The sequence below is a fragment of the Endozoicomonas sp. ALC020 genome, from assembly GCF_049275935.1.
Taxonomy (GTDB): Bacteria; Pseudomonadota; Gammaproteobacteria; order Pseudomonadales; family Endozoicomonadaceae; genus Endozoicomonas_A.
This window is the reverse complement of record NZ_CP184830.1, coordinates 2,335,405-2,348,025: the sequence shown is the minus strand read 5'-3', so window position 1 is coordinate 2,348,025 and position 12,621 is coordinate 2,335,405. Positions and strand designations below refer to the sequence as shown.

The window sequence follows — 12,621 nt, the reverse complement described above, 5'->3', positions numbered from 1 at the left end:
GAGGTTAAGGCATGAGAAAAGACAACAAAAAATTCGTCCGCAACTCCACTGCGGAGTTTCTGATTTTTACAGCCCAGTCCGAAACGCAGAGCATTGAAGCTCGTTATGAAGATGAAACCATCTGGCTGTCACAAAAACTCATCGCGCAACTCTTTGGGGTTGATGTGCGAACAGTGAATGAACATTTGAAAAATATCTTCCAAATGGGCGAATTACAAGAAAATTCAGTTATCCGGAATTTCCGGATAACTGCCACAGATGGCAAAAAGTATAATACCAAGCACTACAATCTGGACACGATCATTTCTGTGGGCTATCGGGTGAACTCTGTGCGTGCTACTCAGTTTCGCCAATGGGCTACCCAAGCCCTGAGAGACTTTGCCATCAGGGGTTATGTCATCGATAAAGAGCGTATGGAAAATGGCTCCTTTCTCGGGGAAGACTACTTTGAGAGACTGCTGGAAGAAATCCGCGAGATCCGCCTCAGCGAACGCAGATTTTATCAGAAAATAACTGATATTTACTCGACCAGCATCGATTACAACAAGGATGCTCCTATCACCCGAGAATTTTTTTCAAAGGTTCAGAATAAACTTCATTACGCAATTCATGGCCACACTGCAGCTGAACTGATCAAAGAACGCGCAAATAGCGAAAAAGCAAATATGGGGTTAACCAGCTGGAAAAACTCACCCGATGGCAAAGTCCTGAAAACTGATGTCTCTGTTGCGAAAAACTATCTTAGTAAAGAGGAGATGGATGGATTGAGCCGAATCGTCAACGCCTACCTTGAACTGGCGGAAGCACGTGCCCTGAGAAAAATGCCCATGACCATGGAGGACTGGGCCAAAAGACTGGACCAGTTCCTCGAATTCGATGACCGTGAGATCCTGCACAACTCTGGAACAGTATGCAAAGGACTGGGCAGAAAGTGAATTTGAAAAGTACCGCATTGTTCAAGACCGTCTGTTTGAAAGTGACTTCGACAAAGAGATAAAAAAAATAGAAGCCTCCCAAAAAAAATGGAGGCAAGCCATGATTCCGGCCAATAAATTAAACATCACCGACCAAATAGAACTGGCCAAAGCAGAAGAAAAGCTCAGCAAGCAAAAAGCCAAACAGCTCTTGGATTCTGGTGATATCAATGGATAAATTCGACACCCTGACCCACTCCATCACCGAAGGCTTACCTCGAGAAATTGAGCTGCGCCAAAAGCAGTACGAATACTACCGTGACCTGCTGCTAAGCTTCCCAAAGCCAGAAGAGAGGGCAGCCTGACATGAGCCATAAAAACCTGAGCCTGCAAGACCAAACCACCAAATTCCTGCTTTATACCGCTCCCGGTGGAGATGTAAAGGCAGAGAGGTCCTGCTGAACAATGAGACCCTATGGCTAACCCAGAAGCGTATGGCTGAACTGTTTGGCGTGGGTGTTCCAGCTATTTCCAGGCATCTGGAGAATATCTACTCCAGTGGCGAATTGGATCAAAAAGCAACTATTTCCATTTTGGAAACAGTTCAACAGGGAGGGTAAGCGGGAGGTAAAACGCAAGCTCGAGTACTACAACCTGGATGCCGTCATTTCCGTAGGCTAACCCAAGCCACACAGTTCCGCATTTGGGCGATAGCCTTAATCAAGGAATACATCATCAAGGACTTTGCCATGGATGATGAACGTTTAAAAAATGGCCGGTATTTTGGTAAGGATTACTTTAAAGAGCTGCTGGAGCGGGTGCGTTCCATCCATGCCAGTGAGCGGCGTATTTACCAGCAGATTACCGATATCTTTGCCGAGTGCAGTATCGACTATCATCCCAAATCAGACACCACTCGTTTGTTTTATGCCCATGTGCAAGACAAATTTCATTTTGCTATTACCGGTCACGGTAACTTTCAAGGTAGATGTCGCCTCAACTTATGCAGCTAAATCACAATGCTGCTGATTCTCTGATCGCTCAGGGTTAAGCCACACCTCTACCGGTAATTGCCAGTTTCTGGTTTCACGGCTTCCCCAACGCTCAGGGTGTTGCTCTTTTGCTTTACGGTAAACTCTTTCACGATTCAGAACCTTTTTCTGAGCCTTCCCTGTGTGTCTGTCGTAGGGGGTCTGGAACTTGATGCCACTGTGCTTATGCTCCATGTTGTACCAGTTTACGAACCCATACACCCACTCTCTGGCTGACTCCAGACTGGAGAAGTGATTCGGATACCCAGGACGGTATTTCATGGTTCTGAAGCCTGACTCTGAGTATGAGTTATCGTTACTCACGCGTGGCCTGCTGAACGATGTCTGTACACCCAGCTGCTGAAGAGTACTCAGCATGGTCGCCCCTTTCATTGGGCTGCCATTATCGGAGTGCAGAACCAGTGGTTGCTCCTGAAGGCTGATTTTATTCTGCATGAAGGCTTTGCGGATCATCTGAGCAGCCAGATCAGAGGACTCCCTTTCATGAACTTCCCAGGTCACAATCATGCGGCTATAGACGTCCAGAACCAAATAGAGATAATAATATTTACCCCTGATGGGCGACCCCAAGAATGTTATATCCCACGACCAGAGCTGATTCGGTGCCGTAGCCCGATGCGATGTTGGCTTCCGCTTTGCGGGCTTCTGACTGCGACCGCGGTGATGCTGTTGATTATGGGCCTTCAGCACTCGATAAAAGCTTGACTCAGAAGCTATATAAACACCTTCGTCGGCCAGTGTCGGTACAATCTGGCATGGCGACTTACTTTTGAATCGCTCGCTGTTACAGACTTTCAGAATCTCGTTTTGCTCACTCTTGGTTAGTTGGTTGGCAGGCATTGGCCGGTCTGCGTATTGACGCTGATCTTCCCGCACCTGTTCTACATCTTTTTGCCAGCGCTGAACCGTGCGTATCGACAGGTTGAGCGCAGCACAGGCTTTCACTTTACGTGCACCCTGTGAAACAGCTTCCTGGATTAAAGCAACGGCTTCCTTGCGATCAGGGAGAGGAATCAATCGTCCTCGCGCTCCCCCCAGATCGCGTTTGCCTTTTTTGTTAGAACCAACAGTGCTGCGGTTTCAGCAAGTGCTTTGTCTTTGCGTTTGAGTTCTTTTTCCAGTTTCTGGATGCGCTTCTTGTCATCTCGTCTGGCAGCGGCCTGTACCTGACGGGATTCAGCAGGCTTTGTGCTGCCTGCGATAAAATCAGCTTTCCACTGCTGCAGGTCTTCATAGTAGAGACCCTTCTTACGACAGTATTCGGATAGCTCTGTTGTGTTCATGTTGGCGGTTTCCATCAGAACCGCGAACTTGTTTTCAGCACTCCACTGCTGAGGATTCTTACCATCACCGGGCACGACTACACCTTGCGCTTTTGCCTGTTTGCGCCAAGTATACAGGGTCGCATCAGTAATGCCGGTTTCTCTTTTCAGCTGAGCCACGGAAACATTATTTGGCGGCATCATCTTCTGGATAATGGACTCTTTCATTTCTTTGGAATAGCGAGCCATAACAGCCTCTTTCTAAATGCTCTCAGTTATTGAGAGTCATGAATCAAAAGAGGCGACATCTATTCTGACACAGAGGGGTCATACGGCAGCGGAAGTCATCGCTTTAAAAGCCGATGCCGACCAACCGCTGATGGGCACTAATGACCTTATTTAAACAAACGTGCGTGTTTGAAAGTCAGGTTTTAACCACATTCTCTGTTAGAATCGTGCCTATTGGCACCCAATGCGTACTTCAATGCACAAAGCTCCGCGTGATCGGCACTCTGGCAGAACAGTTCAATGGAAGCGCCTGACATAACACCTTAGGAGGTTCGGCCTTGTCATTGCCGAAAAAAATCATCACCCTGTTTGCCAGACAATCAGAAGCTCTGTCCCTTCGCCAACAACTATTGTTGCTGTTTGGCGTGCTTTTCACAGCCCTGACTCTGTCTACCGGCTTTCTGGTCAGCAGCGAGCTGGAGTCTGCCAGCCGTCATCAGGCTGACTCCATCGGAAGCCTGCTGAGTGCCCAGACAGCCAGTGCGGCCACCGATATGCTGGTCACAGGAGACAGGCTCAGTCTCAACGTATTGCTGGGACAGCTGGTGCAAAACCCTTACGTGGCCAAGGCCGCCATATACAGCATTGATAATCGTGAAATAGCCTCTTCAGAGAGCGATGAGGTCGGTGAGAAGGGTGAAACTTATTCGTCACCGATACACTATCAGGACGTAATTGCAGGCTATGTCCGCCTGCAACTGGACAGTGAGTTACTGACCCGAAATTCCGGCGATGCTCTGACACTGATCATTACGATCAGCATCATTCTCCTGATCAGTGGATTGTTGTTGCTCTCCTTTTTCGCCTCCAATATCACTTCCCGACTTAAGCTTATTGAAAGGCAGTTGCATTCTATTCTGCAATCCCCGGCCAATCCGGTCTCCTTTAGAAATGAAGTACTTCGACTCTCTGGTTTTGTGGAAAAACAACTGACTGAAAAACTGATGGACTCCATTGAGCCGGAACCCGAGGAAGAGGAAAAAGAGGAAATCTCGGCCATTATCAGTGTCCGCAATAAAAACCTGTCCCGATTGCGGCAACTGCTGGCCCCCCACGATCTGATGAACATTATTGAGACTCAGAGCGAAGCGCTCAGGTGTGCCACTCAACATTACCAGGGCGAGTTAAGTTACACACCAGATGGCACCGGGTATATTCACTTTTCCAGTCTGGAAAGTGCTTCTTTTGCCATGGATGCCCTGAGTTGTGCCCTGTTAATACAAAGTCTTAACAGGGTGGTTGGCGAGCAGAACATCGCTTCGCTGGAGATGGGATTGGGTATCTGTATCAGTGACGGTATCTGTGATTTCCCCGGTAGCGAGCATCCCTCACAATCCGACAATGCCGCCAGTCATGCGTTGATGCTGGCGAGTCTTCCTGACTCGGAAGGTATTCACATGTTTCGTGATCAGCTCAACTGGCTGCCAGCCGGAGAGCCCGAAATAAAACTCAGTGAACAGGGCGAAGATATTGTGGAGGTCACCGGTTTACCTGCAGAACAGCAGCAAGCCATTGCGCAGGAGGCTTATTCCATCAGCCGGGAGCTGGAGCGATAGTCAACGCCTACTGTTTTCTTCGCTCATAGCTGTTTAGAATCTACTCAGGAGGGTGGTCAATGACTCTAAAACGATTTCAAAATGGCAGTCAATGGTTAAAGGCCGATTTTCATCTGCACACACGCGCAGATAAAGAATTCAGCTATAAGGGTGAAGATAATGATTATCTTAATCAATATATAGAAGCCCTGCTGGTTGCAGACATTGGTCTTGGAGTCATTACCAACCACAACAAATTTGATCTGAATGAATTCAAAGCTCTGCGCAAAAAAGCCAAAAAGTCCGGCATTGGTTTATTGCCGGGTATTGAGCTGTCAGTCAAAGATGGGCAATCAGGTGTACATACTCTGGTCGTATTTTCTGATGAGTGGTTTAACAACAAGGAGCAAACTAACCATATACAAAGTTTCTTAAGCCTGACGTTTGCGGGTATTGCCAACTTTGAAGATGAAAATGCTCGCTCTAACCATGACTTGGTAGACACTGTTCGGGAATTGGATAAATTCCAAAAAGACTATTTTTTGGTTTTTGCTCATGTCGAAGCACCCAATGGTTTGTGGGGTGGACTATCACCCGGGCGTGTTAAAGAATTATTTGATACTACTGCTGTTCAGCACAGAGCCCTGGCTTTCCAGAAGGTTCGGTCCCGCGATACTCGAGATAAGATGAAGCAAGCATTGGGTAAGCTCTATCCAGCGGAAGTCGAAGGAAGTGATGCTAAGCAGTTGGCGGATATGTCCGCCAGAAAAGAGTCCTGTTTTTTAAAGCTGGGGGCTTTTAGTTTTGAAGCAGTCAAGTGCCCTCTGGGACAAGGAAGCCAGGGTTCGCCCTGTGCAACCAGGATACACTCACTCATATATCCGGAAAGTCAGCTTTGAAGGTGCTGGCACCTTGGGTGGTACAGAGATATTTCTTTCTCCTGAACTGAATACTTTGATAGGCATTCGAGGTAGTGGGAAGTCATCCATTCTTGAAGGAATTCGTTATGCGCTGAACATTTCCTTTGGAGCAAAAGCATCCGATATTGATTACAAGGAAGGACTGGTTAAGCACCTGTTGCATAGTGGTGGAAAAATCACCATTGATGCCATCGACCGCCGCGGACAGCCTTATCAAATTCGCAGAATTTTAGGCGAAAGACCCGATGTTTTTGTCAACGGGCAATTACAACCGGGAGTTTCTATCCGGGAAACCGTCCTTCATCAGCCTATCTATTTTGGTCAAAAAGATCTTTCCAGTACAGGAGCAGGATTTGAAAAAGATCTAATAGAAAAACTGGTAGGTGATGCTCTCGTACCCTTGCGTGAAAAAATCAAACAGGGCCAACACAATGTGCAGGATGCGATTCACCAGATCAAGAGGCTTGACCGGGCGGTATCTCAAAAACAGGAGTGGACACAAAAACAACAAGATGCTCAGTTTCAACTGAAATTTTATCAGCAGCACGGTGTGGAAACCAAACTACAAAAACAGATTGATTTTGACCGTGATGAACGAAAAGCACAACAAGTTATTGTTGGTGCTGATAATTACTTATCTGAATTGAACCGTTTTATAGCCGACTTTGAAGATGAGCTTAAAAATCAGACTCTGTATAAGTCACCACAGAACCAACCGTTTTTTGATGACTTTTTTACTAGCTATCAAAACCTGTTAACTGGCTTTGATGGCATAAAGCAGGTAGTTACCGATAGTCAGGCTACGTTGCAACAATTACGAGAAAAACTTTCCGGCTTTAGTCAGCAAAAACTATCTCTGAAAGAAGAGTTTGCAGAAATAGAACGAAAGCTTGCGGGAGAACTCAAGCAAGCTGGTGCACAGGCCATTAGTCCACAGGAGTTTAAAAAACTAAAATCCTTGCTGGATCAGGCAGAGCAAATGCTCCAAGTGTTAGCCAAGAGTGAGCAACAATACAGCGATCTTGGTGAAACTCTTGGGAAGAAGCTGGACGGCCTGGATAAATTATGGTCAGAGGAATATCGTGCCATCAAACAGATCCTCGATAAGATCAACCTTGTTGACTCACCTTTGAAAATTCGATCCGATTTCAAAGCCAATAAAGCCGCCATGCTTGAGCACATTCAGGGCTTGTTCCGTGGGAGTCGTATTCATGAGATAACGCTGCAAAGCGTTGTTGATGAGTTTAAGGATTTTGGCGCTATGTGGCGCGAAAAAGATAAACTGAAATCCATTCTGGGTGGCTCGTTTGATAGGTTCTGGCAGTACTTTGAAGATAAATTAGATAGCTTACTTACCTGGCAGGTGCCTAATACTTACACCATTGAATATCACAATAAGCCTTTGGCTCACCACTCTTTAGGTCAGAGGGCTTCTGCGCTCATGCTCTTTGTTCTAAGCCAGCGAGAAAACGACGTTGTTATCATAGATCAGCCAGAAGACGATCTCGATAACCAAACTATCTATGATGATGTCATCAAGTTAATACAGGAGTTAAAACCAAAAACTCAGTTTATCTTTGCAACTCACAACGCAAACATACCCGTATTGGGGGACGCCGAACTGGTCATTGCCTGCGAATACCTCGATGATAAAGTCCAGCCCAATAGCGGAAGTATTGACTGCTGCAACATACAGCAACGAATTGTTAGCGTCATGGAAGGTGGAACAGAAACCTTTGAGAAACGTAAACAGGTATACGAAGCATGGAAACCGCAGAACTCTTAGGCATTATTGCCAATGGTGAAGATTCCAGACACCAGTTTAAAGCAACTATAAACAACGTTAATTCGTTGGCATTAGAAATGGCCGCTTTTAGCAACTCAAAGGGCGGTCATATTATTATTGGCGTCAATGATGATGGCACAATAACAGGGCTCTCTGATGCTCAGTTACGAAAAATAAATCAAGATATTGCCAATGCGGCAACAAACAACGTAAAGCCAGCAATCAACCCAATTACCCAAAACTTTTCCCTTCCTGGTGGAAGGGTATTGGTATTAATTGTAGCGGCCGGTTTAGTCAAACCCTACATGGACTCAAATGGTTACATTTGGGTAAAAAATGGTTCTGATAAGAGAAGAGTCACAGCCCGCGAGGAGCTTCAGCGGATGTTTCAGGAAGCAGGGTTGGTACATGCTGATGAATCATCGGTGCAAAACTCTTTTACAACTGAGATTGATGAAGAATTTTTTGATACTTTCTTTGAACGAGAATACGGAGAGTCTGCAGATAAACAGCACATTTCTCGTTCACAGTTATTAGAAAACATGAATCTTGCAAAAGATGACTTGCTGAATATTGCAGGTACATTACTGTTTTCCACTCGCCCACAAGTTCGACTGCCTGTTTTCATTGTCAAAGCGGTTGCCTTCCCTGGAAAAAATATTGAGGACACTCAATATATTGATAGTCAGGATGTTAAGGGCAAACTAACCGATATTTTTCAGCAGTCTCTGGGGTTTGTGCTGTCGAACATCAAGCACATTCAAAAAGATCAAGGGTTTAACTCCATTGGTGAGCCTGAAATACCACGTATTGTTCTTGAAGAACTCATCGCCAATGCGTTAATACACAGAGACTACTATATCTCAGCGCCTGTAAAATTATTGGTATTTACTGACCGCATTGAAATTATAAGCCCAGGACATCTGCCGAATAACCTGACGGTAGAGAACATAAAAATGGGCAACTCTAATGTTCGCAACCCCGTCCTTGCATCATTTGCCCCCAGATTGCTGCCATACCGAGGTCTTGGTAGTGGCATCAAGCGAGCAATCAAAGCCTACCCAGATATAGATTTTATTGATGATCGAGACTCAAATATCTTCAAGGTAATTATTTTTCGTAAAGGGTGCTGAATACTTACGGAGAGATCATGAAGTCCAATCTAGCCATAGTTAAAACAGCGATAGCGATAGCGATAGCCATAGCCATAGCCATAGCCATAGCTATTAGTTTGAGTTTATACGCCTACGGCAGCGGCAATTACTCACAAAACACGACGCAGACGACAACGCTTGCTCCAACTCCTATATCTGAAAACCAACAAACTCTGGCTATGGTGTTTCCAAAATACACGACTGTGTTTGGTATTAAAGTTCGGGGCACAGAAAAAGTACCCGATGAAAAGCTGCTTCATGCTGCGAAAATCCTGGCTGAATACCTCGATAACAATGACGATGGCCTTATCGACAATCAGCAAGTGGTAGATATGTTAGTTGCACAAAAAGCCACTTTGGCAATGATAGCTGACGATTCCGAACTACAGCCTGTAAGGGATAAAGTCGGAAATAAAAAGAAACTACCCAATCTGCAAGACCTGAAAGCAAGCGAAACACACCCAAATGGCGCGGACAGAGGTGTATTTGATGGCGCCCTCGAAGAAGTACTGCATTTGATCACCCATCTTGGCTACAGCAAAATTTATCCTGAAGTGTTTGGCGAGCGACACGGTTCATTGATTGCCGATGCCATGGACAAAGCTCGTGGTGGTCGGTTTGATACAATCCCGGACAGTTACCCTAAACACGCCTGGTTCACTTATGAGGATGAAAGCTGTAACTACAGTTGCATGATCACTGAATATACTTATTTTGCACTGACTTCGATGCTCGGCGGTCAAGAGTTTCCCGGTCGATTGGAAAAAATCCAAAATGAATGGACATTAAACACCAGAGCTAAAGTACAATCAGGTGACCCTGATGTTTACAAAATTCTGACTAATCGGGCCTATTCACTGCCCAGTGTATTACCAGACGGTCAGTACAACTCGGCCCATTTCGAGATAAAAATGGGTGCTGATGAGTCAACAGTGGTCAGCACAGAAGCCCATGATTCTGCGACAAAAGCAGAACAAACGTCAGTCGTGCTGCTGGTCGCTGTAATGATCATTTTTGGAAAAGTGATGCTGTACTGACTCTAAAAATGCGGGAAGGAAAAAGTTTAATTTCTTTCCTTCTTACTATTTCAGACTCTCATCTCAATGCCATGCCTGGCCATGTAAGCTTTGGCCTGGGGAATAGAGTATTCAGCAAAGTGAAAAATACTCGCAGCCAGAACAGCATCTGCCTTACCTTCCTTCACAGCTTCAACCAGATGATCCAGATTTCCGGCACCACCCGAGGCAATAACAGGAATGTCCAGAGCATTGGATATGGCTCGGGTTACGCCAATGTCGTAACCGTTCTTTACTCCATCCTGATCCATACTGGTCAGAAGAATTTCGCCAGCTCCCAACTGTTCCATTTTCCTGGCCCACTCAATCGCATCCAGTCCGGTTGGTTTTCGGCCGCCATGGGTAAAGATCTCCCAGCGTTCAGGCTCACCTGACAGGCTGACCTTCTTGGCATCGATGGCAACAACAATACATTGGGAGCCAAAACGATCGGCAGCTTCCTGAACAAATTCAGGATTAAAGACAGCAGCCGTATTAATACTGACTTTGTCGGCACCGGCATTGAGCATGGTACGAATATCTTCCACCTTGCGAATGCCGCCGCCTACCGTCAGAGGGATAAACACTTCGCTGGCCATACGCTCAACGGTATGAACCATGGTGTCGCGGTCTTCATGGCTGGCGGTAATATCCAGAAAGGTGATCTCATCTGCACCCTCTTCGTTATAGCGGCGAGCCACTTCAACGGGGTCACCGGCATCACGGATATCAAGAAACTGGACGCCTTTCACTACTCTGCCATTGTCAACATCCAGACAGGGAATAATTCTTTTCGCTAAGCCCATTGAGCGGCCTCTCTATTTTTTGCAATAAACCGATTAAAGACTCAGTTGACCAGACGTAGGCATACCGGATATCGGTACTCATCTCCCCGACTGGCTTTCATGCTGGCCCGGATCACAAAAATCAGGGCAAAAACCACCGCAAACGGAATCAGGGGAAGAAAGAGCAGCCCGATCAGAACAGCATTCAGTAATCCCCAGATGGCAATCACCAGAGTCACCGTGATCTGGAAATTCAGAGACTCTTTGGCATGATGGGCAATAAACATAGACTGATCTTTTTTCTGATACCAGATCAGAAAAGGGATCAACAGGTTCGTGCCTGGCAGGACACAGCCAAACAAGGTCAGAATATGGGAGAAAACAGCCCAATTCTTCTCATTGGAATCGGGCTTTTTCATAAATGGTTGCAAAGCGTCTATGTCCATTTTTTTAAGCTCGAACGTATTTTAAGTGTCGAGCCCCCTCTAAGGATTCCAGTTCAAAAAGTTCTCAAGCAGTTTCAAGCCGCTGTCAGCACTTTTCTCAGGGTGAAACTGCACCGCAAAGATATTGTCCCGTGCTAAAGCCACATCAAAATCAACGCTGTAGTGACAACGACCAACAGCCATCCCATCGTCATTTGCATGAGCATGATAGCTGTGGACAAAATAGAAGCGGGCATTATCTTCGATGCCTTTCCACAAAGGGTGGTCACGATGTTGCTGAACCGGGCTCCAGCCCATGTGAGGAACTTTCAGTTTTTCACCGGCCTCATCCACCAGCCCCTTGCCAAAAAATTTTACTTGCCCGGGCATCAGACCCAGACAATCAACGCCACCATTCTCTTCGCTGTGATTCAACATGACTTGCATACCAACGCAAATACCCAGAAGCGGGCGCTGGCTTTCGACCACTTCCCGCACCACATCATCTACGCCTTTGGCACGAATTTCTGCCATACAATCACGGATAGCACCGACACCGGGAAGCACCACATGATCGGCCTGCTGAATAATGTTCGGGTCAGAAGTCACCTTGACACGGGTATCGCTGCTGGCCACGTGTTCCAGAGCTTTACTGGCAGAGTGAAGGTTACCCATCCCATAATCGATGACTGCAACTGTCTTCATTTTTTTAACTCACCTGACAGCTTAATGAAAAACATACCGACTGCATCACCCTGTCTGTTTGAAGTGGACTCAAAGCTTTTTTTCGCTCATGGCTGTTTTTTGCTCATGGCTGATTACAGCGATCCTTTGGTGGATGGCATCTGGCCAGCCATACGAGGATCCAGTTCCAAGGCCATTCTCAATGCCCGGCCGAAGGCCTTGAAGACCGTTTCTATCTGATGGTGAGCATTGCGACCGCGCAGGTTATCAATGTGCAACGTCACATTGGCATGATTAACAAAGCCCTGGAAGAACTCGTAGAACAGGTCGACATCAAACTTGCCAATCATGGCCCGGGTAAAATCGACATTAAACTCAAGGCCGGGACGTCCGGAAAAATCGATGACGACTCTGGAAAGCGCCTCGTCCAGCGGTACATAGGAGTGCCCGTATCGGGTCAGACCTTTCTTGTCACCAATGGCTTTGGTGAACGCCTGCCCCAGGGTAATACCGATATCTTCTACGGTATGGTGGTCATCGATTTCGTTGTCACCCACAGCCTTGATATCCAGATCCATCATGCCATGACGGGCAATCTGGTCCATCATATGATCAAGAAATGGCACACCAGTGTCGAACTGGCCTTTGCCACTGCCATCCAGATTGATATCAACCCTGATCTGGGTTTCCAGCGTATTTCTTTCAACACTGGCCTTGCGCTCAGCCATGATAATCTCCAATTATATCTATTCTGTACATAG

The 12,621-nt window shown here is 46.4% G+C and carries 13 protein-coding genes and 2 pseudogenes; 10 read left to right on the top strand and 5 right to left on the bottom strand.

Going from position 1 to position 12,621, the window contains the following annotated elements:
• Positions 1–11: 11 nt before the first annotated feature.
• The 5 genes and pseudogenes from ACOJUO_RS08230 to rhuM all read left to right on the top strand — a co-directional run.
• Positions 12–935 carry a virulence RhuM family protein gene (locus ACOJUO_RS08230; RefSeq protein WP_422139494.1) on the top strand — a complete coding sequence of 308 codons (924 nt, stop codon included), beginning with the start codon at positions 12–14 and terminating at the stop codon, positions 933–935.
• Between the two features lie 100 nt (positions 936–1,035).
• A pseudogene (locus tag ACOJUO_RS08225) lies at positions 1,036–1,146 on the top strand (cell filamentation protein Fic); the annotation flags it as partial.
• Entirely contained in the window at positions 1,145–1,279 is a 135-nt protein-coding gene (locus tag ACOJUO_RS08220) for a hypothetical protein (protein WP_422139493.1), read from the top strand. The pseudogene ACOJUO_RS08225 and the gene ACOJUO_RS08220, both read left to right, overlap by 2 nt.
• A 129-nt stretch (positions 1,280–1,408) precedes the next feature.
• A complete protein-coding gene (locus ACOJUO_RS08215; protein ID WP_422136249.1) occupies positions 1,409–1,534 on the top strand; it encodes a hypothetical protein in 126 nt (41 codons plus the stop codon).
• Between the two features lie 72 nt (positions 1,535–1,606).
• Positions 1,607–1,927 (top strand): annotated as a pseudogene (gene rhuM / locus ACOJUO_RS08210) (RhuM family protein); the annotation flags it as partial.
• On the opposite strand, the gene ACOJUO_RS08205 reads toward rhuM, so the two are convergent.
• Positions 1,916–3,477, bottom strand: a protein-coding gene (locus ACOJUO_RS08205) for an IS3 family transposase (RefSeq protein WP_422138110.1) whose coding sequence is annotated in 2 segments (ribosomal slippage) — positions 1,916–3,015 and positions 3,015–3,477 — 1,563 coding nt in all. Because the reading frame shifts where the segments join, the coding sequence is not laid out codon by codon here. The pseudogene rhuM and the gene ACOJUO_RS08205 overlap by 12 nt on opposite strands.
• 317 nt (positions 3,478–3,794) lie before the next feature.
• On the opposite strand from ACOJUO_RS08205, the gene ACOJUO_RS08200 reads away from it, so the two are divergent.
• The 5 genes from ACOJUO_RS08200 to ACOJUO_RS08180 are packed head-to-tail and all read left to right on the top strand — an operon-like array spanning position 3,795 to position 9,948.
• Entirely contained in the window at positions 3,795–5,072 is a 1,278-nt protein-coding gene (locus ACOJUO_RS08200) for an AhpA/YtjB family protein (RefSeq protein ID WP_422136248.1), read from the top strand.
• 59 nt (positions 5,073–5,131) lie between these two features.
• Positions 5,132–5,950, top strand: coding sequence for a PHP domain-containing protein (locus tag ACOJUO_RS08195; RefSeq protein WP_422139492.1), 819 nt, complete (start codon positions 5,132–5,134; stop codon positions 5,948–5,950).
• Entirely contained in the window at positions 5,856–7,757 is a 1,902-nt protein-coding gene (locus ACOJUO_RS08190) for a TrlF family AAA-like ATPase (protein WP_422139491.1), read from the top strand. Before ACOJUO_RS08195 ends, ACOJUO_RS08190 begins: the two co-directional genes overlap by 95 nt.
• Entirely contained in the window at positions 7,736–8,890 is a 1,155-nt protein-coding gene (locus ACOJUO_RS08185; RefSeq protein ID WP_422139490.1) for an RNA-binding domain-containing protein, read from the top strand. The genes ACOJUO_RS08190 and ACOJUO_RS08185 overlap by 22 nt, the downstream gene beginning before the upstream one ends.
• A 17-nt stretch (positions 8,891–8,907) precedes the next feature.
• Positions 8,908–9,948 carry a hypothetical protein gene (locus ACOJUO_RS08180; RefSeq protein WP_422139489.1) on the top strand — a complete coding sequence of 347 codons (1,041 nt, stop codon included), beginning with the start codon at positions 8,908–8,910 and terminating at the stop codon, positions 9,946–9,948.
• A gap of 50 nt (positions 9,949–9,998) precedes the next feature.
• On the opposite strand, the gene hisF is transcribed toward ACOJUO_RS08180, so the two are convergent.
• The 4 genes from hisF to hisB form a co-directional block, all read right to left on the bottom strand.
• Positions 9,999–10,772 carry an imidazole glycerol phosphate synthase subunit HisF gene (gene hisF / locus ACOJUO_RS08175; RefSeq protein ID WP_422139488.1) on the bottom strand — a complete coding sequence of 258 codons (774 nt, stop codon included), beginning with the start codon at positions 10,770–10,772 and terminating at the stop codon, positions 9,999–10,001.
• 41 nt (positions 10,773–10,813) lie between these two features.
• On the bottom strand, positions 10,814–11,170 hold the full coding sequence (locus ACOJUO_RS08170; protein ID WP_422136243.1) for a DUF4870 domain-containing protein: 357 nt from the start codon (positions 11,168–11,170) through the stop codon (positions 10,814–10,816).
• Between the two features lie 66 nt (positions 11,171–11,236).
• Positions 11,237–11,881: an imidazole glycerol phosphate synthase subunit HisH gene (gene hisH, locus ACOJUO_RS08165; RefSeq protein WP_422136242.1), complete on the bottom strand. Its 645-nt coding sequence runs from the start codon at positions 11,879–11,881 to the stop codon at positions 11,237–11,239.
• 113 nt (positions 11,882–11,994) lie between these two features.
• A complete protein-coding gene (gene hisB, locus ACOJUO_RS08160) occupies positions 11,995–12,588 on the bottom strand; it encodes an imidazoleglycerol-phosphate dehydratase HisB (protein WP_422136241.1) in 594 nt (197 codons plus the stop codon).
• Positions 12,589–12,621 lie beyond the last annotated feature (33 nt).